The sequence below is a fragment of the Paenibacillus endophyticus genome (assembly GCF_014192395.1).
Taxonomy (GTDB): Bacteria; Bacillota; Bacilli; order Paenibacillales; family Paenibacillaceae; genus Pristimantibacillus; species Pristimantibacillus endophyticus.
The window spans coordinates 58,478-81,980 of the sequence record NZ_JACHXW010000029.1 but is presented as its reverse complement, the minus strand read 5'-3'; the positions used below and the strand labels follow the sequence as shown (position 1 = coordinate 81,980).

The window sequence follows — 23,503 nt, the reverse complement described above, 5'->3', positions numbered from 1 at the left end:
CCTCCATTGTTTCATTGCTCAATCTTAAAATAAATGGTCGTTTCAGAAATGTCGCTGCCTGCAGCATATAAGATAACGGAATAATCACCTGGCGCGAAGCCTTCAGACGGAGCCGTCAACTTCGAATAGGCGTACCCTGATTTGCTCAGCTTAATATTGTCGTCGACTTTGATTCTATTTTCCACCAACGTTTCGCCTTTATACCATCTCACTTTCGCGCCTTTCGAGATAAATCGTTTGAATTTCACAGAAACATATATTTCCTTTGCTTTCGAAGAGAACGATTTCGACTTAGACGGATCGACGGGCCTTCCGTTTGCGTCAACCGATTCGCTCAAGTCTGCAGAACCTTTCACGATTTTAGGGCCGTTCGTCTGAAAGTAATAATACATTCCCGCGCTAGCGATCAAGCATATAGCTACCATCCAAATCCATGCTTTTTTCATTTTGAATCCTCCTTGTTTCTTTGGGTTGCCTTTATCTTAAAACTTTTCCTCGATCCATCGTATCGGCTTTCGTTTCATTAACCTTGCATTTTTGTCATCTATCGATATTCCCTGAAAGAAACAACAAAGAGCCGCTGCAGCCAAAGCTGCAGCGACTCTTTAATGTTAAGATTCCGATTGTACGGGAAACAGAATGTTTACTTTCGTACCTTCACCAATCTGCGAGGTTAGGGATATTCCGAGTCCGAGCTTTTCGCATAAACTCTTGCATAGGTAAAGTCCGATTCCAGTCGATTTACCAAAGAGCCTTCCGTTCTCGCCGGTAAAACCCTTTTCGAATACTTTATCGATATCCCGCTCTATCATGCCGATGCCGTTGTCTTCGATCATCAGTCTGATATGGTCTCGCACTCTCTCCGCACGAATGACAACTTTTCCTTCGCCGCTTCTGCAATATTTGATCGAATTGCCGATGATTTGATTGAGAATAAACTCCAGCCATTTAGCGTCGCTGAATACCATTTCATCTACGCTGTCGATATCAATCGAGATGCGCTTATGAATGAAATCCTTGGCATTTCTTCTGATCGCGTTGGTGACCACATTCTCCAAGGACACTCGCCGTACGATAAAATCTCTGCTCACGTTTTGGCTGCGGGAATAATATAGTACCTGCTCGACATAATCTTCGATCTTCTTCAATTCATAATCGATTGCTTTTGTCACGGAACTTTCATTATTGTCAATAATGAGCTTAGCCGAAGCAATCGGCGTCTTCGCTTCATGCACCCATATTTCGATATATTCCCGATATTCGCTTTGCATGTCTCGATAGAGGTTTACCTGCTCGTGCATGTCTTTACTCGTTTCTCTAAGCACCTGATGCATGAGCTTGCCTGCGACGAAGGATGGCTCCTTCACCACTTCCGGCAATAAATATTTCCGATCCAAACTTTCCAGCGCGCCTGTTATTTCGTCGTAGTATTTCTTCTCTTTCGTAAGCTCCAGTAACATGTACGTAAGCAAAGGCCCGAACCAAAGAGCGGCTACTGGTATAAGCAAGGATTTGCCAATAGGGAAGAACAAAAGGATGCTGCACAGCAATGACAATAAAATGAGATTCACGGCCAAAAAGAGAAGCCTTCCCTTGAAATAGTCCCCGATCTTCATGGAAGGATGTACCCTAAGCCGCGCCTCGTCTCGATGTTGTCACGCATTCCGACCTCATCGAGTTTCTTTCTAAGTCTTGTGACGTTCACCGACAAGTTGTTGTCGTCAATGAACAGATTCGAACTCCAAAGAAAATCGATCATATCCTCGCGGGATACGATTTTGCCTTTATGCTTGATTAAATAAGATAGAATCTTCATTTCGTTTTTCGTCAATTCGAGCGTTTGGTCTTGATAGGAAATCGTCCCATTCGATAAAATAAGCTTTAAGTCGCGGTAGGTCATCGCATCGTGAGTTTGGTTTATGGAGCCATGGCCAAGCGTTCGTTTCAGTACGGATGCGATACGGGCAAGCAAAATTTGCGTATTATAGGGCTTCGAAATGAAATCGTCAGCTCCCAGATGCATGCTCATCAGCTCGTCCGCTTCGCCGTCGCGGCTCGTGACAACAATGATCGGAGTTTCTGATTTTTTTCTCACTTCCCTGCATATATGGTAGCCGTCGTACATGGGAAGATTAATATCCAATAAAATTAAATCCGGTTTTTCCTTTTCTATATATTCTGGAACATTTGCAAAATCGGTCGGCGCTACAACCTCATAACCGTATTTTAATAAAAAAGCCTTCAGTTCTTCCCGAATAACTTCATTGTCTTCTATAATAGCAAGCTTCAATATCATTCACTTCCAATTTCAGGATTATTATTTCTCCTTATCATACAACCTGCAACAATTAGAGATAACTCTTCATTCGAAGGTTCTAGTTGCAACGGGCCTAAACCAATTTCTCATATGCATCAATAAGTGAACAATATTTTAGTTAGTATCCATACCCTTGATTACATTCATTATTATAACCATACTCGTATTCAAACGAAACTAAAAAACCAGTCACCGAATCAATATCGGCAACTGGTATCTTAGCTAGTTATTTTATTCCAATCGCAAAACAGGGGTCAATTCCATCAATTGCAGCGGGTTTAATTAACGTCTAACTTGAAGGCCCGTATACCTCAAACTCATAAATTCTTGCTGCTGTGTTTTTGGTTTGCGTCGGCGTCGTAACGTTTAATTTGATATATCTGGCCGATACTGCATTAATTTTGTCTACTGTAATGCCGCCCGTATTGTTGGTTACGTTTACTGCCTGATTCCAATTCACACCATCAGTGCTAACCTGAATGTTATAAGCCTTTGTGTTGTAGGAGGCGGTCTCTCCGCCTTCCGATGCGTGCTTGATGACAAATTGGTTTACTTGCTTCACGGAGCCCAGATCGATCTGCAGCCAACGGCTACTGGACAGAGAGCACCATTTGCCATCATTGCTTAGGATGCCGTCCACGGCCTTGGCAGCAGTTTGCGAGGGGTTGCACGTGCTGTCAACCTTCGCAGGTTTGTTTAAAGCCAGATTTGAGGGTCCAAATACCTGAAACTCATAGATTCTTGCAGCAAGGTTTGTGGTTTGCGTAGGTGTCGTAACGTTCAACTTGATATATCTTGCTGATACTGGAGCGATATCGTCTACCGTCACGCTTTTCGTATTATTGGTCACTTTGACTACCGTGCTCCAATCGTTGCCGTTATTACTGACTTGGATATTATAAGCCTTCGTGTTATATGCGGCCGTCTCTCCGCCTTCTGCTGCATGCTTGACAATAAATTGGTTCACTTGCTTCACGGAGCCAAGATCGAGCTGCAGCCAACGGTTGCTGGATAGGGAGCACCATTTGCTATCATTGATTTCGCTGCCGTCCACAGCTTTGGCCGCGGTCTGAGAGGCTTTGCACACGCTGTCAACCGTCGAGGGTTTATTCAATGCCAAATTTTGCTGCTCGAATACCGCGATATCATATATTCTCGCCACTGAATCAGATGTTTGCGTAGGTGCCGTGACATTCAGCTTGATATATCGGGCCTGCGTATCCGGTATATTGTCTACCGTAACGCCACTCGTATTATTAGTTACAGTAACTACCGTATTCCATGTAGTACCATTGCTGCTAACTTGGATATTGTAACCTTTCGTGTTATAAGAAGCTGGCTGTCCGCCTTCCGATGCGTGCTTGATGACAAACTGGCTCACTTGTTTCAAGGAGCCGAGGTCAATCTGCAGCCAACGGTTGCTGGACATGGAGCACCATTTGCTGTCATTGATCACGCTGCCGTCGACTGCTTTGGCCGGATTCTGTGAAGGGATACACGCGCTGTCAGCCGATGCGGGTTTATTTAATGCTAAATTCGGGGAACTCACCGTTATCGTATATGTCACCTTACTCTTCCCAGCTTGCGGGCTGACGATGATCTTCATGCCTGTCTCTAGCGTCGTCGCTTTCGTTATCCCGTCTGCATTGTAGATTTCGAACGTTGCATTCGCTGACGGCGTGATCGCTGCCTTGAGCGCAGCCAACTTGATGCCACTCGCGACAGTGATTGTCTCATTCACCGTCCCACCAGTACTTACTGTACCGATCGTCGAGGTTAATGTAGCATTGCCGCATTGTGCATTTGTACTCGAGGCCACCCACTTTGCATACAACGTTAGACTTTTAGTAATGGCATCTGAAGCATTGTATCGTTGCGTCAGCGCACCGTCGTAATACCAGCCTTCGAAGTTGAAGCACTCCTTTGTCGGCATACTTTGAAAAATCACTTTACCCCCAGCATTCACAAATTGAGGTTGAACTACTGTGCCGCCGTTCGTGTCATAAGTCACCACCAGCTGGACGGGTGTGGTCCCATCATCGAGACCCGCATATGCTGGAACCCCGGCTGTCAATAACGATAAGATGATAGCTACTACCATGAAATAACCTCTTATCCTGGTTGTAATCCTTTTACTTCCCTTACGAAGTCCTGAACCTTCCATCATTCGTTCCCCTTTCTCCTGCCTAACGATTAATACTTGCGATACAGCATGCTCTCCCACAAAATATCCTTACATTTCCGTTCGTACAACATCGTATAGGCGCATCAACTGGCATGGCATGAAGAGGCTGGAGCGTTTCAGAAGAATACGGACTGTTGCATCATTCATCATTTTATACACAAAACGCGGAATCATGCTTAGTGATCTAAGATCTAGAACCGTATGTTGAGGCAGATAACGGATTGTAATATGAAGTGGGACAGTCAAAACAAAGAAGCTTGAGCGAATTCGCGATGCGAAAAACAACCACAACATTCTATTTTATGCAGAAAAATACATCGTAAGCCATTCCCATCTTAGCATAATTTGACGAGGACAACTAGAGTCATTTCATAACTTTCCCGGAACCAACAGAAGCTGCGACTTAACCGCAGTAACCTTCATGGAATGAAATATATGTTGATGATATTCTTCCACCACCTCCTATTAAATCCTTGGATCATAGTGGACATGTTATTTATTTAAAAGGGTTTAGCAAAGCTTTAGCGCCCGGTTGCAAAACGGGTACAGTGATTTCAAATGGACCGGCTTGAGGAAAATGTATGTACCAAAGAACAACATAAAAAAAGGCAGCACCCGCTGGAACATGGCATACATTGTTCCAGCGGGTGCTGCCTTTATTGAGCTATTGTTATCAGTTAAAGAGTTTATCTACCCATCTGCCAATGCTTTGATCAATAGAAGATCATAACTGGCAGCAACGCCTCCCTGTATGCTGAACCTTCCCTCGTATTCCTTATACATATTGGCGAACAGGCGTCGCGAACTGAGACCACGCATTGTAACAGCCTCTGAAGTGCTGGCTCCCATCTCTTTTACCGAGTGAAGAAAATTTCTTGCTGAAGCATACTTTTCCGTCCGAATCGAGCGTTCATAATGGATATTTGTGAATCCTACTTCCTTCATCAAGGTATTCCAATGGTCCGTCGATCCAAACGTCAGTCCGTGACGCTGCGGCTCTACTCCACTTGCTCGATAAACTTCATTAAAAGCCATATGCATTTCATAGAAAGTATCAGGCCCGAATGTCGTGAATAGCAGCATGCCCCCAGGTCGAAGAGTCCGCCCAAGTTGACCAAGTGTTTGCCTAGGATTGCACAACCATTGAAAGCAGGCGTTGGAGACGATGAGATCAAACGAAGCAGTGTGAGCGTCAAGCGCCCACATTTCAACATCAGCAAGATGAAAGCTTAAACGATCTAGCCCCTTTGCTCTGGTATTTTTAAAGTTCGCTTCGGCTGAGAGGACACGTTGTTGAGCCAATTTGATCATCGAAGGCGCAATATCAAGTGCAGTAATACTCGCACTGGGACATTCATTTACTAGAATTTCGGTTAATGACCCTGTTCCGCAGCCGATCTCCAGAATGTCGGGCTCGGCTATGCCACTTTCCCTCCCCCACTCTATGAGAGATAGTGCAAGTCGATCTGACATCATACGCTGAACATGAGCGTGAGCATCATACGAATTTGCACGACGGTTAAATTGACGTCGAATATCATTTATTCTAATGCTCATGCCACCATCTCCTCAATTCATGTGTGATATGAGCTTCCCTACCCAGAAAGGGGGCATGCCCGCTGGAAGGTATCGTGAGTAATTTCGCTTTAGGTAACTGGGCCTTCATTTCTGATGCAGTGCCGTAAGGGCAAATCTTATCTTCCGTTCCGTGCACAAGAAATACCGGGCAAGTGATGCTCTTTAGTTGAGACAAGCAATCCTCGCTTCGCAAAATCTGAAGTCCTGCTATTAGTGCAGGGGTAGTCCAGCTACCGATTGGGGGAAGTTTTCCGCCTAGATCTGCTTCCCATTCTGCCTGCGTAAACATGAGCTGTCGGAATTTTGTTTCAACATCCTGTCGATCCTGTGTAAGCCCTGATATCATCTTCTTTACGTAAATATCTGCCCAACCAAGGTCAGACTCTTCTCTTGACCGAGTAAATCGAGCAGTTGCTCCAATCAACACAAGCCCATCAGCTAGCCCTTTGGCTGCTAGTCTCAGCGCAAGTAAACCACCTAGTGACCAGCCTGCGATCAGCAGCGGACCTTGGGAAGCCCTTGTCTTACATGCTTCACCATTCAAACACAGAAAATCTTTTACTGCTTTTTCAGTCAAGAACAGCATTTTATCTGGGAAATCAGCATCACTGTAATCTACGGAAGCATGATGGAAATCGGGCAATAACTCACGCATCCGATCGAAAACCGCATCTGGCAAACTCCATCCGCACAACCACAAAATGGTGCTGCTTGTTTGGCGATGTGTTTTGATCATGGACACAACACCCCTAGTTGAAGGCCGATGTTGTGGGTGCGTACGGCTGCATGGGTCAACTCCTTATCAGTATGAACGGCTGACAATGAAAAGCGAATGCGCGCTGTGCCTTCAGGCACAGTAGGTGGACGGATGGCAACCGCTGCGATCCCCTCTTCTTCAAGAGCACTGCTGAAGCGCAAAGCCGTTTCGTTATCGCCAACGATTAAAGGTACAATTGGGGAGTCGCCGGCACCGATTTTAAACCCGGAGTTACAAAGCAAGGACCGAAATAACCTAGTTGCCAAGTGAATCCTTTCTCGGCGCCAGTTTTCCTCTTTTACCAAAACTAACGCCTTTGCAATGCCAGCTATGATAGAAGGAGGCAGCGCAGTTGAATAGATAAGTGGTCTAGCCTTGTTCACAAGCCATCGAATTAGCGTACGGCTGCCACAGATATAAGCTCCGTAGACACCGAACGATTTGCTGAATGTTCCCATGTGAATATCCACATCATTTTGCAGCCCCAGTTCATGGCATAATCCCTCGCCTCTCCCCCCGTATAGCCCCCCGCTATGTGCCTCATCAACCATTAGCATCGCTCCGTATTCGTGTTTGAGCGAAATAAGTTCTTGCAAGTGCGCCCGGTCGCCATCCATAGAGAAAATAGCATCTGTAACAATCAGCTTACGCCGTTTGTCACGATTATTATTTAATAACTTACGCAAATGTTCCAAATCGTTATGCCGATACCGGGCATGCTCCGCTCGGCTAAATACAATGCCGTCCACCATGCTTGCATGGTTCAACTGATCGCTGAAAACAACATCTCCTCGGCCAACAAGCGTACTGATTACACCAGAATTAGCCATATAGCCATTTGCAAAAACTAACGCTGCTTCGCAGTTCTGCCAATCGGCCAGTGCCTCTTCAAGACGAACATAAGCCAACCCGTTGCCTGTCGTTAGGCGTGAAGCGCCTGAGCCAGCTCCTTCTGTAAGCAGAGCCTCGCGCATCACTTCAAGTATCGCAGGATGCTGGGAGAGTCCAAGATAGTCATTAGAGGACATATTGAGTAACACTTGTTCTCCTCGCACTGTATAACCAGGATATCCCGATACTGAACGACTTGCACGCAAGGAACGATTTAACGAAGCATCCGCCATTAATTCAAGTTCTGTGTCCATCCAGTTCATGGTCGACTCCGCCTTATAGGGCATTTAATTCAATCTCAAAGCCCAAATCCTCAATAATTTGATGATCTGCCGATATGTCTTGGCCCACTGTCGTTAAATAATCACCTACAAAAAGTGAATTTGCGGCGAACAGTGACAAAGGCTGCAGTGTACGGAGGTTGACCTCACGACCGCCAGCCACGCGAATTTCTTTAGACGGACAAATGAAACGAATTAGAGCTAGTACCTTCAACGCCTTTATCGAATGTGTGCGTCCTGCATGTTCCAAAGGCGTTCCCGGTATCGCATTCAGAAAATTGATCGGAATCGAATCCGCATCTAGTTCACGGAGCGCATAAGCCATTTCAACAATTTCTTGATTTGTCTCGCCCATGCCGATAATGACGCCAGAGCAAGGGGACATGCCGTATGTTTTTACCTTCTCCACGGTTTCAACACGTTGATCGTAGGTATGGGTCGTTGTAATGGATGGGTAGTTAGCTCTGCTCGTGTTCAAGTTGTGGTTGTAGCGATGTACACCAGCTTCTGCAAGACGTTTCGCTTGTTCGTCCTTGAGAATGCCCAGACATGCGCAAATTTTTAGAGGCATTGTTTGACGAATTTCTCTAACCGCGTCCACTACTTGATCCAGTTCCTTGTCTGTTGGTCCCTTCCCAGCCGCTACGATGCAATAGGTTCCAGCTTTGCGCGCCATCGCTTCACGTGCGCCTGAAAGTAACGTTTCTTTATCAAGCAGTGTGTATTTCTTTACCGGGGCTGTGGAAACGATTGATTGTGAGCAGTAGCCGCAGTCCTCAGGGCAAAGGCCGCTTTTGGCATTGATGATCATATTCAGCTTTACTTTTTTACCGTAAAAATGTTTCCTCACCTTAAACGCAGCCTGCATGAGTAAAAGCAACTCATCATTGTCCGCTTCTAGCACAGCAAGCCCTTCCTGTAAGGTTAAACAATCTCCATGCAAAGCTTTTTGGGCAAGCGATAGCCACTCCACCTCTGGTGCAACTGTATTCATCTCAAACATCCTCCCATTAGTTGAACTGCAATTGCCTCTCTGATAGGCAAAAATTGTATTGTGCTTCGCAAGTTATGTATCAACGTCTCTGAAGTCGCTTCGGCGTACAAATGCGGAAATCGACCGAGGACCTTAAGGTTGCTGTATTGTTCAATGAGTTGTGCATTCGTTGCAACACTAGGATCGTCTTTTAGCTCTGTTAATTGTCCATCGTTTAAAATGACACCAATAATGGTGACGCCTCGATTCTGAAGGAATGAAGCAGTCAGAAGTGTGTGGTTAATGGTTCCGAGGTTAGAACGGGCTACGATTAGAGCGGGTATCCCAAGCTCCGAGATTAAATCCGCCATGATGGCGTCGTCGGTTAGCGGAACAGCTACGCCGCCCGCGCCTTCAATGACCAGCGCCTCATAACGTTTGGCAAGTGGTAGTCCAGCAGCGATAAGTTCTTTCAGTGTAAGAGTCGCACCCGCCTGCTTGGCGGCAAGCATCGGCGTAAGCGGGGCTTCAAATGAGAATGGAGCGACTGCCTCAGGCTGTTCGTGGATTCCCGTGCTTTTCAGCAGCCGCTCAGCATCGGTATGTCCTGTACCAAGAAGAGCACCAGATTGAATCGGCTTCCAGATACCCGCATTCATCCCTTCAGCACGGAGCATAGAAGTTATGGCTGCCGTAATAACTGTCTTACCTACGCCGGTATCCGTCCCTGTCACAAATAATCCGCGTATCGTTTCATCGTTAACTTTGCCCAAGTAGCTCAACCGCCTTCGGTAACGTGAAGTATGGATTCTGCCAAAATATCTGTCATGGCATCCAGTTCAGCTTCATTGCTGACAAGCGGCGGGATAAAGACGATCACATTGCCGAGCGGTCTCGTTAGCATTCCGAGTTCTCTGGCCCGCAAGCTTGCCCGAACGCCAATTCGTTCTGCCCAATCGTACGGTTCTCGTGAAACCTTATCGCGTACAAGTTCTATACCGATCATTAGTCCCTTTTGCCGAATTTCACCAACATACGGGCGATCCTTTAGAGCTGCGAGCTTTGACTCGACAAATGACGCCTTTGTTCGTACTCCCTCGACCAAGTTCCACTCTTCAAACAACTTCAAACTGGCCAAAGCAACAGCACAACCAAGCGGGTTCCCTGTAAAGGAATGACCGTGGAAAAATGTTTTCTGATCTTGGTAATCGGCATAAAACGCTCCGTACACCTCGTCAGTCGCAAGCGTCGCCGCCACAGGCAAATAGCCGCCCGTCAGTCCTTTTCCGATCACCATCAGATCAGGTGAAACATCTTCGAGATCACAAGCAAACATAGCGCCCGTCCGACCGAAACCGGTTGCCACCTCGTCAGCGATGAGCAATACACCATGCTTGCGGCATAGCGCTGCCATCTCGCGTAAACAGCCTGGAGGCATGATAATTATGCCGCCGGCCCCTTGTACAATCGGCTCCACAATCAGAGCTGCAATCTCATCTGCACGCGTCTCAAGCAAACTGCGCAATGCCGTTAACGTAGCTTCCAATGCTCCAGTTTCACCGCCCTCATGACGATAAGCATAGGGATATGGTATGACGTGCGATGGAAATAACATGGGACGAAACACATCATGATACAGGGGAATTGCACCAACACTTACTGCTCCAATTGTATCTCCGTGGTAGGCTTGCTTCATCGTGATAAACTTCGTTTTCCCATGTACTCCTTGGTTATGCCAATATTGAAACGCCATTTTGATCGCGATCTCAACACCGGTTGCTCCTGAATCGGAGTAAAACACTTTGTTTAATCCTTTCGGAGTGATCCCCACCAACTTCTCTGCCAGCTCGATTGCGGGTACATTGGCCATTCCGAGAAGGGTGGAATGTGCGACACGCCCTAATTGATCCGTTATCGCCTGATTCAGCTCTGGCACGTTGTGTCCATGTACGTTGAGCCAAACTGATGAGAAACCATCATAATAAGCACGTCCTTGGACGTCATATAGCATAATGCCTTCACCGCGTTCAATAATGAGTGGTTCAGAGTGATAGTAGTCTTTCATTTGAGTAAAAGGATGCCATAAATAATCCTTATTCATGGCAGCAAGCCGTTCGTAATCCGTTATCACAAATATCACCATCCATTGATCGCTTTTAATTGTTAACCAAAATAATTTAATTAAGGTTAACAATCAGATTTGGTTATTCTAGCAGACCTGGACTCCCCTGTAAAGAGAATTCAAAGTAAAAGATAGACGATTAACACCATACAGAACCAAGCGAAAACCCCAACGAAATATACAATTTCATGTAAAAGATAACAAAATGCTGAAATATAAAAGATCAAAAACCCTTCTGCATGAATCGCAAAAGGGTCAAATGGGAATTGAAGGGAATCCAAACAGGATGAGCTATGACTTTTTTTAAGCAAAAGTAACGTACAGTTCCTTGATCTGTCCATTGATCAGCTTGAATTTATGCTTCATTAGGAAAGGATCAGGGAGATTTGTTTTATCGAATTCGCCGTCAACTGATGCGGTGACGAAATAGTGGTCATCTTGCTCCCAGGCATTAGTAATTTCATATTGAACTTTTACATCGAAGATTTCGGTTTTACTCCAATTGGCAATGGCATCCTTACCGTTGAACTCTCTTCTATTATCGCGTACATAAGCATGCTCATCGAATGCTGTTAAGAATTTGTAAGGCTCACCGTCGTTCACGGAATAGAAATAAATGTTCACGGATTGTGGTAGTTGAATCATAAGAATTACCTCCTTAGGCAATGTGAGAAATTTAAACCGTAGGGATTGTACCACCATCAATTACATATTCACTGCCGTTAATAGATGCTGAGCGATCGGATGCCAAAAATGCAGCGAGCTCAGCAACTTCTTCCGGCAATCCAGGACGACCATACGGAATTCCTCCAAGGGAATCCATCAGTTGCTCAAGAGCTGCTTCGTGACTCCCGGCAGTAGTGGCGAGACGATCAATTAAGCGGTTAGCCGCTTCTGTCTGAATAAAGCCCGGTGCAATCGTGTTGACACGAATTCCTTTTGGAGCGAATTCGTTGGATAAGCCCTTGCTGTAAGTGGTAAGCGCTGCTTTTGCTGCAGCATATGCCAAAGTAGACTCATACAATGGCAATGATCTTTGAATGGAACTTACGTGGATAATAACTCCTTTACGATACTCAACCATGAATGGGAGTAAATTGCGATCCAAACGGACGGATCCAAGAAGGTTCATATTCAATTCCTCTAGCCAATGATCCTCTGTTAATGCAAGCGCGCCGCCAGAAGGGGCGCTCGAGCCTCCAACTGTATTGATTAAGATGTCAATCCCTCCAAGCTTTTCTTTCACAGCTTCAACAAGTGTGGCTGTACCTTCGGGCTTTGTAACGTCAGCTTGTACTAAATGAACGTTAGGAATATTGTAGTTTGGCGGAATATTCCGTGCTGATGTAAGTACGGTCGCACCGGCACCAGCCAGTCTCTTCACAATCGCGAGTCCCATCCCCTGGGTTCCACCCGTTACGAGTGCTCGTTTTCCTTGAAATTCATTTTCATAAGATGCGTAGCTCATATTTTGAAATCCTCCTCAGTAAGTTTTCATTCTAATCTGTTCATGTTAAAGTGTATGATGAGTAAAAAGATAAAACAAATGTATAATAATAATGAATATCATTAATATATTTCATAGATCAAGCTACATGCAGCAGTTTTTGCTTGAAATATAAATCAAATGCATGATATCACCGTAAATGATGAACAGTAGAAATGTAGGAGAAAAAGAGATGGAACTGACTCAATTAGAATATTTCCTAGAAGTTGCCAGAATGGAGCACCTGACCAAAGCTGCTGAAGTATTATCGATTACTCAGCCTGCTTTAAGTCATTCCATTTCAAAGTTAGAAGCTGAACTCGGAGTTCCGTTGTTCGAACGTAAGGGCAGGAATCTGAAGATCAATCGTTATGGGGTAATGTTCTCGAAGCATGTTGAGAGAATATTGCAAGAAGTGGCGCGTGGGAAACAGGAGATCGAAGAATACACCCATCCGGATTCAGGCGTAATCCATCTTGCTTATTTAAGTATTTTAGGGGTTGATCTCATTCCTCGCCTCATTCGAGATTATCAGAAAATGAACCTTAGCATCACCTTCGAATTAACACAAGGAGACAAGGGAGCGATTCTAAAACAGATCGAGGATGGATATTCGGATATTATGATTACTTCCGAGAAGCCAGTAAATGATACTTATGAATGGGTGCCGATTTTGTCACTACCGCTCTATCTTGTTGTCTCTTCAGAACATCGTTTAGCGAATAAATCATCGATTAGCTTAGGGGAAATTACTGGAGAAACATTTATAGGGCTAAAGCATAACTGCAGCTTAAGGGATTCACTGCTGACAAGAGTCCATCAAATGAATTTCACTCTCACCTCCACGTATGATGCAGAAGATCTTCCGACGGTGGCGGGGTTTGTTGCAGCGGGACTTGGATTATCGGTGTTACCGAAGACGGCAGGTTTGAACTTGGAAGGACTTAGATGGATCCCGATTGAAGATGAAGGATGGCACTGGGAAGTCGGTTTGCATATCAAAAACGAACGATTCTTATCACCTGCAACAGCGAAGTTTGTTACTTTTATTAAAGAAAAGACAAGCGCATTTTCTTCTTAGTTTGTACTTTCAAAATTCAATTGTAGATGACGCCAGTGCTTTGCGCACACAAAAAAGCCAACCGAATGAACTCGGCTGGCTTGCGACTGAATGCAGTCACGCGATGCGCTAGTTACCTATTAGTCCTATTAATTTCTTTGAGCAATGAATTCGTTAACGGCTTGCGTAAACTGCTCGGTATGCTCAACGTGCTCCATATGACCGCCCCGCTCGAACACTACGAGATGAGAATCAGGTATCTTTTCTGCCAGCTCATAGGAAAACCTTGGCCCGCAGTTGACGTCATATTCACCGACTAGAATGAGCGTTGGCGTGGTGATAGTGTTTAGGATATCTCGTACATCCCACTCATATGGCTGGCGGTTAGGATCTCCGAAGAAATCAAGAGCAACCCTCCATTTGTCCACTTTCTCTTTAATATTCCAGTAGTTGCCGAAGTATGCAGGCAATAAGCGGTGGAGAACAGCCAGAGCCGATTCTTTGTCTCTTACGTTTTTCGAATCCATCATAGCTTGCTTCGCATCTTGAGCTTCCGCATGATCTGGCCAACGTTGTGCATAGTTCTCGATTTGTGTGAATTGCTCCATATATAGATCAAGTCCCATAGAAGGAGCACTGGATTGGAGGATCAGACCGCCAAGTTCGTTTGGGTAATCCAAAGCATATTGAAGGCCAACGCCACCTCCATGAGCATGACCCAGGAAGTAATACTTTTGAGCTCCGATATGCTCGGCTACTTTATGTGCGAAATGTGCATACCGAGGCATACTATAGTCACCATCTGGTAGCATATCTGATTTACCTGTTCCTACAGGTTCTAAATACACCATTGTCATTGTTTTCTCCAGCTCTGGCATCTTCAGATACTTCCAATGAAATCCAGGTCCGCCCGAATGAACCAAACAAACTTGGCCGTTTCCAGCTACGTGATAAACTTGACGTACACCGTCGATGAAGATTTCATGTTCTCCAGCTGCCAGTGGGTGTTTGAAATCATCATTAGATTGATTCATTACTAAATCCCTTCTTTCTTGCTTATCTGAAAATTGACTTTACCGCTTAAGATTATCTAGTTTTCGAGCTTATCGGCTGAAGTGGATTGCCCTTAAAGATGTCATCCACTTCTTGGTAGCCATCTAGGTAGGCAAAGTTATAGCGCGCCGGAAGTGCGAACTCTGCTTGAGCAGTTTGTCCATCAACTGGGCTCATCGGTTGACTGCTTACACCCCTTGGAGTGTCTTTGGATGAAGGCGCTGAAGGTTGATGTGCAGCAAGGTGACGTATTCGATCGCGTTAAGAATCATCTCAGCGGCTTGCGCGCGTGTAGTCGCCGCCACTCCGCTAACCAATTCAGTAAGATTCGCTCCACTTGCTGACACTACAGCTGGCACAGCTGCGGCGACCACGGCTGCCAGCAGCAGCGATGCTGCTTGCTTGTTCATTCTTTTCATCATCAATTCCTCAAAAAACTTCAGTCCTCATGGACTTTATGATTTACTGCCGTGAGCGGCTTGAGAGACGAAATCGCTCACGACTTTCGCAAATTCCCGCGGACTCTCGACATGGCTCATATGGCCACCTGCTTCGAAGGTATAGAGCCGCGAGTTAGGCATTTTCTCGTCCATTTCTACAGCCCATCGCGGGCCGCAGTTGAAATCATGTTCTCCCACAAGGATGAGAGTCGGCGTATGAATCATATATAAAACCTCCCTCGCATCCCAACGATATGGATTTCGAGGAATAAGATAAAAATTCAAATTGTCCCTCCACTCCTCGAACTCATCTGGGAGGCTCCAATAATTTCCGAAGAATGCGGGTAACATCCGCCCCAGCAGTTTTAGGAACGACTCACTATCTTGCGCTGCTCCTGATCCAAAGTCCATCCACGCCTGAAATGCATCTTGAGCTTCGGGACGATCCGGCCAGCGCTCAGCATAGAGCTTGATTTGCCGCGACTGCTCCATTCCAAGTTCTGGCACCATGCACGGAGCACTGCTATGGAGAATGAGTCCTCCGATCTCATTCGGGTAATCTAAAGCATATTGAAGTCCCACAAAGCCTCCATGCGAATGACCCAAGAAGTAAGGTTTCTGGGCTCCGATGTGCTCCGCTATCTTATGCGCATAATAGGCGTACCGCGGCATATTATAATCCCCGTCTGGCAACAACCCTGAATCGCCTGTTCCTATAGGCTCGATATATACAACGGTCATGGTTTGTTCAAGCAGGGGCATGCGCATATATTGCCAATAGAAACCGGGACCGCCTGCATGGACTAGACAAACTGGCCCTTTGCCAGCGATGTAAAAACTTTGTACTACTCCGTCGATTGAAATCTTATACTGTATCGGTGTTGTCATTGATTTAAAGTCCCGGATACGTAATATTATATTTTTTGGATACTTGAATAAGCCTCTGGAGAAACTCAGGAGTAGGGGGCTCTATTAGAGCTTCCATTCCTTCCGCGTAAGGAGTGCCCAATTCCTTAACAAAGGAATCAAATCCTGCAGGGTAGGCAGTAATTAAGAAACGAGCCTTATTGGACTTCACCTTAAAGGTATGTGGAATGCCTCTAGGGGCGAAGACATATTCTCCGCTTTGCACCAAAAACGTGTCAGCTCCAACTATCATTTCTAACTCGCCATCCAACACGTAAAAAGATTCATCTTCGTTTTCGTGGACATGAAGCGGCGGGCCATCATTTTCATTAACCGAACAATGCACCACGCAAAATTCCCCGTTAGTATCTTCCCCACTTACCAAGATGGAATTAATGTCGGTCAGGAATAAGAACGTATTATCATGATCAGACTTCCGGCGCATAACACCTGCATTGCTTTGATTAATCATGGTTATTCTCGGTCTCCTCTTTGTTGTCGATTTTTTACCTGCGCAGTAATGAGATCGATCATTCTCATAATAAAACTCTCCTTATCGTATTGTCAACGCAACTAAAACAAACTTAATATTTCATAATTTTTCCCATTTAATCTCTTTGATTATAAAAAGTGTTATTATTTTTTACATATTTAAACCTTGTATCATTGTCTCGAAAGAGTTAATAAGAAATAAATTGCATGAAATTTGTTTGCGATTTAACTTTTACCGTTTGTTCTCATATGATAGAATCGTTCTGAAGAGGTGAACACGTTGACAAGAAGTAAAGAGTTCGACGAAAGAGAAGTACTTCTAAAGGCCATGCATTTATTTTGGGAAAAGGGTTATGAAAAAACCTCGCTACAGGACCTGGTTACGCATATGGGTATACATCGTAGAAGCCTGTATGATACTTTTGGCGATAAGCATAGTCTATTTGTAAAGACGATAGAAGAGTATCAGAAACAGGTAAGAGCAATAATTAATTCAGAAGTACGACGAGGTCGTACGGCAAAACAAGTCATTCGCTTCAAATTTGATTATCTTATTGAAGTGAACGACGATCGACCGTTAGGCTGCTTAATTGTGAATTCTGCGACCGAACTAGCTTTGAGGGATCCGGAAATTTGTGAAATGACCAACGCAAGTTTTAGTAACGAGGAGAAAATTCTCGTAGATCTCATTCAAAAAGGTCAGCAATCGGGCGAGATTCCGCTTGATAAGGATGCAAAAATACTTGCAGCTAGTGTGCAGACAACAATGATTGGATTAAGAGTATTGGCTCGAACATCCGCGGATAAAAAGAGGATGCATCAAATAGCAGATGCTTCCATAGCCATGCTTGACGCTTAAAGAATGCTCGAAGATGATAGTTGGCAAAAGCCACACCGAGTCGCAGCGGTCTCGGAGCTTTTGTTACGCAAACATTTGGAAACACCAAGGCAGACACCAATACCAATACCAATACCAATACCAATACCAATACCAATACCAATACCAATACCAATACCAATACCTGTAAAATGTAATCAACCTAATAATCATTTATAACAAAGAACCACCGCCTATGTTAGGTGATGGTTCTGAATGCTGTCCTCCTTTCCTTTGTCTAAAAACAATAATTTATTGTTAAATCTATTCAAAATAATTGGAACGATATAAATTACTTCGATAAATGCATTGGCCAATTCTCTTCAGGCTTGGAAAGAACTGCTATACTTGCAACAAAAAAACCGCTGTTTAGGCGGTTTCCAGTATATATATTGTCTTGTCCTCAGACAGCTTTTGTCCAAATTCGTCAGCTTCGGATAGATGGAATATGGACTCACGCTCCCCGGGATATTATAGGCCGGGAGCGACGTAGAGAAGATCTGCTCCTGCGGGTTGTCGTGCTCATCCAGCTTGTCGATATCAAAGTAATAAGCGTCCACCGGTACAGAATTCAGATCGATTTCATAAATGTACAGATCGATCTTCGGCAGGCTGCTGTCGTTCGAGGAACACTGCGATCCACCAAGTTCCATCAGTTTATTCTGTCATTGCGGCGAATGTTTATATCAAATAGTTCCTTCCTGCGGGCTGGAGATGTCTTTTTGCTGCGTACTTGAAAATCCATTATGCTCACTTCGGCAACCCGCATCTCATGAACCAGACTTTCAAGCAATCGTTCTACTTCCTCAAGAGGCATCTCAATGTGAGCATTGGCAAGCACTTATCAAATATTTCCGAAATCAGTTCTCAGGATCATGTACTTTAGTCCAACCATCCGTGTTTTCAACGGTTCTAAAACTTCCGCTTATGATACGGAAGACCCTCGCCTTCTTCGCAATACTGTTTAAGACTATACAAAAAAATAGCCCAGTTATAATTACATACGCGATAAAATGCGGTCACTTCCTCCCAATTCATCTGACGAAAAATGATTGAAGTCTTCCCGTTTTTTTCCTCCAAATCAAAAGAAATTGTCGTACCGATCCATTCTGGATCTGAATCCACACACTGCCACAAAATCTTTTTATCGGTAACAAGCTCATCAACTCGCATCTTTGTTAAGCCTTTGCCGCCAAATCGGAACTCATTTATACAACCGATCTGATCATTGACTGTTAATTCATTTGTCCATATTTCTGAAAGTCCTTTTGCTGTGGTTAATGCTTCATATACCGTTCTAGCTGGAACATTAACGGTCTGTAAGTGCTCGATATTTGCCATATTGCTCATTTCCCTTCTTTATAAGAATTATGTAATTATTTGTATACGAATATCTTTGATTATACCATGGTACGGTTGATGTGATTTCTTTTCTATTGCTCATTTTTGACATAACGCATCCCGTCAATCCTTCGATTTCCTGTCGGGAATTAAGATTTCGTGTTGCGTCCGAATCAAACCTATTATAATGAAGTTATGAATAACGCATTCCGGAAGGGAGAACTTTATGAAGCTATTGCTAGTGGAAGACGAGCAATTGATTCGCCAGGGAATCCTAATGAAAACAGATTGGCAGCAACATGGCATCGATGAAGTGAGGCAAGCGGAAGATGGCTTTGATGCCGTTCGGATCGCCGAGCAGTTCCGACCGGACATCCTGCTTACCGATATTCGAATGCCACGCATGGACGGCATTGAAGCGGCGCGCTCCATTCGTTCGTTTTGTCCAAAGGTTCGCATCATCTTTATGAGCGGCTTCTCGGACAAAGAGTATTTGAAAGCCGCCATTTCTTTGCAAGCGGTTCATTACGTAGAAAAGCCCATCCAACCGAACGAATTAAATGAAGCGATTCGCAATGCTTCCGACGTCATCCTAAAGGAACGGCAAATCGACTTGGGTGAAGAAGCAAGCATCCCTCTAATCAAACGAGAAATAGCGGCGCTGCTTTGTTCTCCCGTATTCCATGCAGACAAACTTGAGCGCTTGTTGCCTTTGATCGGAGCGGAGCCGGATCATTCCTATTCCTGCGCTTCCTCCATTCTCAAGTGGCATCACCCCCTCGAACAATCCGAGAGCGTGCTTCAACAGCTAGAATCGGCTGCGCTGACCGAAGCATTACATTGCTTCTGCACGATGAAAGACGATTTTCACATTGTCATCCATTTAACTTGTCGTTCGGAGGAATCCTTCCTCTTCGAAGACAGACTTGAGCGATGGATTCACGACGTTTCTCATCGGATGCCGAAAGTCCCGGGCTTCCACATGGCGGTTGGTCGGCAAGTCCGTGTCATGGATGAGATATACGACTCCTATTTATCCGCGGTAATCCAGCTTCAAAGAAGCTTTTACGAGCCTCCGAACACGGTTGTCTGGAAAATAGCCGGCCATTCTAACGCCGATGCATTCCAATTGGATGAAAGGCGTTCCGAAGCATTTGCCCTATCGCTTCAAAAAGAGGGTCCCGATTCGGCAAAGCTTTGGCTGGCGGATTTAGCTCGCGACATTCGGAACTATCCGGACACGCAGGTCGCATATACGAAAGGCTTGTATTTGCAGCTCTATCAAACGGTTCAACAAGTCGGCAAAGAAAGCGGCATCCCCGCTTTCAAGCAGGAAGCGGCGGTGGGAACATTCGCGGCGCTTTTGTACGCTTGTCAGTCTCTTTGCGACTTGCACCGGCTGCTGAATAATGAACTCGACGTTCTATTCAATTATCTCGAGGCGCGCAAGGGCAACTCCATCATCCGGCATGTGATTCAGTACATCGAACGAAATTATCGGAACCGCCAACTGACATTGACCGAAATTAGCGAATATGTAGGCGTAACCATTCCCCATATGTGCTTCGTATTTAAGGAGGGAACCGGTACGACGATCAAAAATTTCCTTTCGGAATACAGAATTGACCGGGCTAAAGAGCTGCTCGCGAGCAAAGATCTCAAGCTGTTCGATATCGCGCTTCAGGTGGGATACGGGGACGGGGAATATTTCAGCAAAATTTTCAAAAAAGTAACCGGATTGCAGCCATCGGAATACCGAAAGCGGATTGCCGATGTTTAAAACCGTCAATCGACTTCTGCTTAAACTGAGATTGAAGCAAAAGCTGCTGCTGTCTTATCTGTTGCTTATCCTCTTCCCTATTCTGTATCTTCAGTTCTATGCATCCGGCAAAGTGGCCGGCATCATTCAGGAAATGGTCAGCTTCTCGCTCAATCAAAGCTTTGACCAGACGCATTCCTTTCTCGCTTATAAACTGAAGCATGTTACCGATATTTCGGACCTGATCGCGTTGGATGAAGTGCAGATTACCCGCGTCTTAACCCGAAATTCGGACGACTACACGCTGTATGAGCAATTGGAAGACGGGAATCGGCTGATTCAATTTTTGGATTCCCATCAAGACAGTATCAACATTCGCACAGTTAGGCTCTATATGCCTCATGGTTTCCTGTTCGCCGATGAAGGTCAAAACACGTTTCGGCTCAAAGATGTTTTGCACACGGCATGGTTTCGGAAGCTTGATGCCGCAAAGGTGAAGGTGATGTGGTTCTCCTCTCGCGATTATAAGGCCGAAACCGTCAATGCCGCTCCGGTCATATCGGTTGCAAGACTCATCCGCCATCCCGACCACTACAATGAAACGATTGGCCTGCTCCGTATTGATATGGATGAACGGAATCTCAAAGAAATCGTATCCCGCGCGAATACCGTCAAAAATAGTCTTACGTATTTGCAGGGCAGCGACGGTCTCGTTCTGATTGCTTCAGACGACAAGCTGATGCAAGAGTATCTACCAACCGAGGGAAGCACGCCGTCCTTATTTCGGAATGCCAATGGCAGCGAGACGCAAATCGTTAATGGCAAGAGGCTGGAGTTCCTCCAACGGCCGATTTCGCAGACCGACCTGACGATGGTTACGGTTATTCCCCATCATGAGATCGTGTCCAGAAGCTCGCGCCTTCAGAACGAGCTCCTTGTCAGTTTGCTTGCCGTCGGATTGCTGGCGATCGGTCTTGCCCATGTGATCTCCCTTCATATGACAAGGCGGATTACATATCTGAGCCGAAAGATGAAAGCCGTGGAAGCTGGATCGCTCGAGCCTATAGCAAAGCCATCGGGGGATGACGAGATCGGAGAGCTTATCCAGAGCTATAATTTCATGTCGCAACGGCTGGCTCTGTTAAAAGATTACGAAGTACGTGCGATCAAATCGGAATTGAAAGCCTTACAATCCCAGATTAATCCCCACTTTCTGTACAATACCCTGGATCAGATCAACTGGATGGCCCAATTCGGGATGAATGACCAAATCCCTTCCCTTGTTCATTCGCTTGCCGGCTACTACAAGCTTGCGCTTAGCAATGGACAGGATATCATCACGATTGAAAAGGAGCTGAAGCTGGTCGATTATTATGTCCGGATTCAAAACATTCGTTTCCAGCAAAAAATCGAGTTTAATGTGCAGGTAGATGAAGAGATACAGCAAGCCATCATTCCGAAGCTTACGTTGCAGCCCATTGTCGAGAATGCCATTATGCACGGCATATTGAAGAGCGAGAATCGGGAGGGAATCATAACGGTAACCAGCGAACGCCATGGGGACCGGCTCATTCTGTCCGTCGTTGACGACGGGGCCGGTATGGACGAGGAGCAGCTGAAGGCGCTGCGATCCGGCAGGAAGATCGTCACTCCGAACGGCAGCGGTTACGGAATTCGCAACGTTCAGGAGCGAATCAAGCTTCTTTATGGAGAGGAATACGGGCTGCAGTTCTACAGCTCGCCCGGAGACGGCATGATCGTTGAGGTGCATATGAAGTTTATCGTGGACTCGGATATCGGAGATTAATCGGCGATAGAATAAAAAAAATAAGCGGGCCATAAGGACCGCTTATCATTTGGCGGAGTTTAACCGAACGACCGATAAGGCCAGGATCGTCGCGCCAATCTCCAAGGCATCGAGGTCAAACCGCATCTGCGGATGATGCAAGCCGGGGAGCAAACCGCAGCCGAGTCCGATCATGGTGGCGCGCAGCTCCGGCTTATGCAACGGATAAAAGTGAAAATCCTCCCCGCCCGGCGTCACGGGAGGCTGAACCCGTCCGTCATCGCCGAGCAGCTCTGCGATGACGTCTCCGACCAATGCCTCCAGATAGGGATCGGGACGCGCTGCAGCCATTCGGTTCTTCATCCGCAGCTCCACGGAGCCGTCGGATGCCCGGCCGACGGATTGAACGGCAGACAACAATTCGGGAAGCAAGGCATCCATCGCTTGATTCGTCTGCGCGCGTAGATCTATGGAAAATGACGCGTAATCCGGTATGATATTGCTGCTTTCGTTCGGAACGTGAAGCTTCGTAACTTTGCAGGAAGCCGGTATGGACGAATAGCTTGCGGAGATATCACGAACGGCGTGCACGACGTCGGCCAAGATATCAACCACGTTTACCCCGTCAGCCGGACGGGCGGCATGAGCCTGACGGCCAAAGACCTCTCCCTCCAATATGGCACATGCGCCATGGTAAATCGCGCTGGAGGCCATGCCTTCCGGCATCTCCTTGGCCGGACGCAAATGAATGCCAAGCAAATAGTCGACGTCGTCGAGGCAGCCCGCTTGCAGCAGCTTCAGCGCGCCTTCCCCTACTTCTTCCGCCGGCTGGAACAGGACTTCTCAATTCTACCTCGGGCTCGAAACCAATTGCCCGCAATGCCTTAAGCGCGTACAACGCCATCGTCATATGCGCATCATGGCCGCAGGAATGATTCGCTGTGCTTACGCCGTCCACTTGCTGCCATAACGCATCGATATCCGTTCGTAGCGCGACAATCGGACCTTTCTTCGAAGCAGCATGAGCTAACGGGCTGCTTCCTCCCTTCCAATGCGCGACAAGCCCGGTGTGGCCGGGAAAGCTCTCGTATTCCATCGCAATCTCCTCTAATACGCACTGCAGATATTCAGTTGTCATATGTTCCTGCCAGCTTGGTTCCGCTAACGCGTGCAATTCTGCGTAGGTCGTCTTCAGCTCA

The 23,503-nt window shown here is 45.9% G+C and carries 23 protein-coding genes and 1 pseudogene; 5 read left to right on the top strand and 19 right to left on the bottom strand.

Translation table 11 applies throughout. The features are described from left to right. Positions 1 to 11: 11 nt before the first annotated feature. The 3 genes from FHS16_RS29155 to FHS16_RS29145 all read right to left on the bottom strand — a co-directional run bounded on the left by FHS16_RS29155 (position 12) and on the right by FHS16_RS29145 (position 2,293). Positions 12 to 446, bottom strand: a complete 435-nt coding sequence (locus tag FHS16_RS29155) for a hypothetical protein (RefSeq protein WP_183570870.1) — start codon at positions 444 to 446, stop codon at positions 12 to 14. A 165-nt stretch (positions 447 to 611) separates the two neighbouring features. Next, positions 612 to 1,616 carry a sensor histidine kinase gene (locus FHS16_RS29150; RefSeq protein WP_183570868.1) on the bottom strand — a complete coding sequence of 335 codons (1,005 nt, stop codon included), beginning with the start codon at positions 1,614 to 1,616 and terminating at the stop codon, positions 612 to 614. Then, a complete protein-coding gene (locus FHS16_RS29145) occupies positions 1,613 to 2,293 on the bottom strand; it encodes a response regulator transcription factor (RefSeq protein ID WP_183570893.1) in 681 nt (226 codons plus the stop codon). The genes FHS16_RS29150 and FHS16_RS29145 overlap by 4 nt, the downstream gene beginning before the upstream one ends. Before the next feature lie 159 nt (positions 2,294 to 2,452). On the opposite strand from FHS16_RS29145, the pseudogene FHS16_RS29140 reads away from it, so the two are divergent. Next, positions 2,453 to 2,539 (top strand): annotated as a pseudogene (locus FHS16_RS29140) (IS3 family transposase); the annotation flags it as partial. A gap of 67 nt (positions 2,540 to 2,606) precedes the next feature. Here FHS16_RS29140 and FHS16_RS29135 read toward each other — a convergent pair. The 9 genes from FHS16_RS29135 to FHS16_RS29095 all read right to left on the bottom strand — a co-directional run bounded on the left by FHS16_RS29135 (position 2,607) and on the right by FHS16_RS29095 (position 12,572). Beyond that, on the bottom strand, positions 2,607 to 4,418 hold the full coding sequence (locus FHS16_RS29135) for a discoidin domain-containing protein (RefSeq protein ID WP_183570866.1): 1,812 nt from the start codon (positions 4,416 to 4,418) through the stop codon (positions 2,607 to 2,609). A 774-nt stretch (positions 4,419 to 5,192) separates the two neighbouring features. Next, positions 5,193 to 6,059: a malonyl-ACP O-methyltransferase BioC gene (gene bioC / locus FHS16_RS29130; RefSeq protein WP_183570864.1), complete on the bottom strand. Its 867-nt coding sequence runs from the start codon at positions 6,057 to 6,059 to the stop codon at positions 5,193 to 5,195. Next, the gene (locus FHS16_RS29125; protein WP_183570862.1) at positions 6,049 to 6,816 is read right to left on the bottom strand and encodes an alpha/beta fold hydrolase; all 768 of its coding nucleotides are present in this window, start codon (positions 6,814 to 6,816) and stop codon (positions 6,049 to 6,051) included. The genes bioC and FHS16_RS29125 overlap by 11 nt, the downstream gene beginning before the upstream one ends. Then, complete coding sequence (bioF, locus tag FHS16_RS29120; RefSeq protein ID WP_183570860.1) at positions 6,813 to 7,991, bottom strand: 8-amino-7-oxononanoate synthase; 1,179 nt, start codon at positions 7,989 to 7,991, stop codon at positions 6,813 to 6,815. Before bioF ends, FHS16_RS29125 begins: the two co-directional genes overlap by 4 nt. A gap of 13 nt (positions 7,992 to 8,004) precedes the next feature. Next, positions 8,005 to 9,003, bottom strand: a complete 999-nt coding sequence (gene bioB / locus FHS16_RS29115) for a biotin synthase BioB (RefSeq protein WP_183570858.1) — start codon at positions 9,001 to 9,003, stop codon at positions 8,005 to 8,007. Next, positions 9,000 to 9,755 (bottom strand): dethiobiotin synthase, encoded by a 756-nt coding sequence (bioD, locus tag FHS16_RS29110; protein WP_221226504.1) that lies wholly within the window; start codon positions 9,753 to 9,755, stop codon positions 9,000 to 9,002. Before bioD ends, bioB begins: the two co-directional genes overlap by 4 nt. 5 nt (positions 9,756 to 9,760) lie before the next feature. Further along, on the bottom strand, positions 9,761 to 11,125 hold the full coding sequence (bioA, locus tag FHS16_RS29105) for an adenosylmethionine--8-amino-7-oxononanoate transaminase (protein ID WP_183570856.1): 1,365 nt from the start codon (positions 11,123 to 11,125) through the stop codon (positions 9,761 to 9,763). Between the two features lie 282 nt (positions 11,126 to 11,407). Continuing rightward, a complete protein-coding gene (locus tag FHS16_RS29100) occupies positions 11,408 to 11,749 on the bottom strand; it encodes a nuclear transport factor 2 family protein (protein WP_183570854.1) in 342 nt (113 codons plus the stop codon). 31 nt (positions 11,750 to 11,780) lie between these two features. Further along, positions 11,781 to 12,572 (bottom strand): SDR family oxidoreductase, encoded by a 792-nt coding sequence (locus FHS16_RS29095; protein WP_183570852.1) that lies wholly within the window; start codon positions 12,570 to 12,572, stop codon positions 11,781 to 11,783. Positions 12,573 to 12,783: 211 nt separating this feature from the next. Between FHS16_RS29095 and FHS16_RS29090 the strand changes: the two genes are divergently transcribed. Beyond that, the gene (locus tag FHS16_RS29090; protein ID WP_183570850.1) at positions 12,784 to 13,671 is read left to right on the top strand and encodes a LysR family transcriptional regulator; all 888 of its coding nucleotides are present in this window, start codon (positions 12,784 to 12,786) and stop codon (positions 13,669 to 13,671) included. Positions 13,672 to 13,799: 128 nt separating this feature from the next. Here FHS16_RS29090 and FHS16_RS29085 read toward each other — a convergent pair whose 3' ends face one another. The 4 genes from FHS16_RS29085 to FHS16_RS29070 form a co-directional block, all read right to left on the bottom strand. Beyond that, a complete protein-coding gene (locus FHS16_RS29085; protein WP_183570848.1) occupies positions 13,800 to 14,684 on the bottom strand; it encodes an alpha/beta fold hydrolase in 885 nt (294 codons plus the stop codon). Positions 14,685 to 14,891: 207 nt separating this feature from the next. Beyond that, positions 14,892 to 15,125, bottom strand: a complete 234-nt coding sequence (locus FHS16_RS29080) for a hypothetical protein (protein WP_183570846.1) — start codon at positions 15,123 to 15,125, stop codon at positions 14,892 to 14,894. 33 nt (positions 15,126 to 15,158) lie between these two features. Continuing rightward, a complete protein-coding gene (locus FHS16_RS29075) occupies positions 15,159 to 16,031 on the bottom strand; it encodes an alpha/beta fold hydrolase (protein WP_183570844.1) in 873 nt (290 codons plus the stop codon). A 4-nt stretch (positions 16,032 to 16,035) separates the two neighbouring features. After that, positions 16,036 to 16,521, bottom strand: coding sequence for a quercetin 2,3-dioxygenase (locus FHS16_RS29070; protein ID WP_183570842.1), 486 nt, complete (start codon positions 16,519 to 16,521; stop codon positions 16,036 to 16,038). Between the two features lie 300 nt (positions 16,522 to 16,821). Between FHS16_RS29070 and FHS16_RS29065 the strand changes: the two genes are divergently transcribed. After that, the gene (locus FHS16_RS29065) at positions 16,822 to 17,400 is read left to right on the top strand and encodes a TetR/AcrR family transcriptional regulator (protein ID WP_183570840.1); all 579 of its coding nucleotides are present in this window, start codon (positions 16,822 to 16,824) and stop codon (positions 17,398 to 17,400) included. Between the two features lie 341 nt (positions 17,401 to 17,741). Here FHS16_RS29065 and FHS16_RS29060 read toward each other — a convergent pair whose 3' ends face one another. Both FHS16_RS29060 and FHS16_RS29055 read right to left on the bottom strand, forming a co-directional pair. Then, a complete protein-coding gene (locus FHS16_RS29060) occupies positions 17,742 to 18,071 on the bottom strand; it encodes a hypothetical protein (RefSeq protein WP_183570838.1) in 330 nt (109 codons plus the stop codon). A 259-nt stretch (positions 18,072 to 18,330) separates the two neighbouring features. Beyond that, the gene (locus FHS16_RS29055) at positions 18,331 to 18,759 is read right to left on the bottom strand and encodes an SRPBCC family protein (protein ID WP_183570836.1); all 429 of its coding nucleotides are present in this window, start codon (positions 18,757 to 18,759) and stop codon (positions 18,331 to 18,333) included. Positions 18,760 to 18,985: 226 nt separating this feature from the next. Between FHS16_RS29055 and FHS16_RS29050 the strand changes: the two genes are divergently transcribed. Together FHS16_RS29050 and FHS16_RS29045 are read left to right on the top strand one after the other, a co-directional pair. Beyond that, a complete protein-coding gene (locus FHS16_RS29050) occupies positions 18,986 to 20,539 on the top strand; it encodes a response regulator (RefSeq protein WP_183570834.1) in 1,554 nt (517 codons plus the stop codon). Next, complete coding sequence (locus FHS16_RS29045) at positions 20,532 to 22,325, top strand: cache domain-containing sensor histidine kinase (protein WP_183570832.1); 1,794 nt, start codon at positions 20,532 to 20,534, stop codon at positions 22,323 to 22,325. Before FHS16_RS29050 ends, FHS16_RS29045 begins: the two co-directional genes overlap by 8 nt. A 45-nt stretch (positions 22,326 to 22,370) precedes the next feature. Here FHS16_RS29045 and FHS16_RS29040 read toward each other — a convergent pair whose 3' ends face one another. Beyond that, a complete protein-coding gene (locus tag FHS16_RS29040) occupies positions 22,371 to 23,096 on the bottom strand; it encodes a M20/M25/M40 family metallo-hydrolase (protein ID WP_246432025.1) in 726 nt (241 codons plus the stop codon). Positions 23,097 to 23,503: the final 407 nt, after the last annotated feature.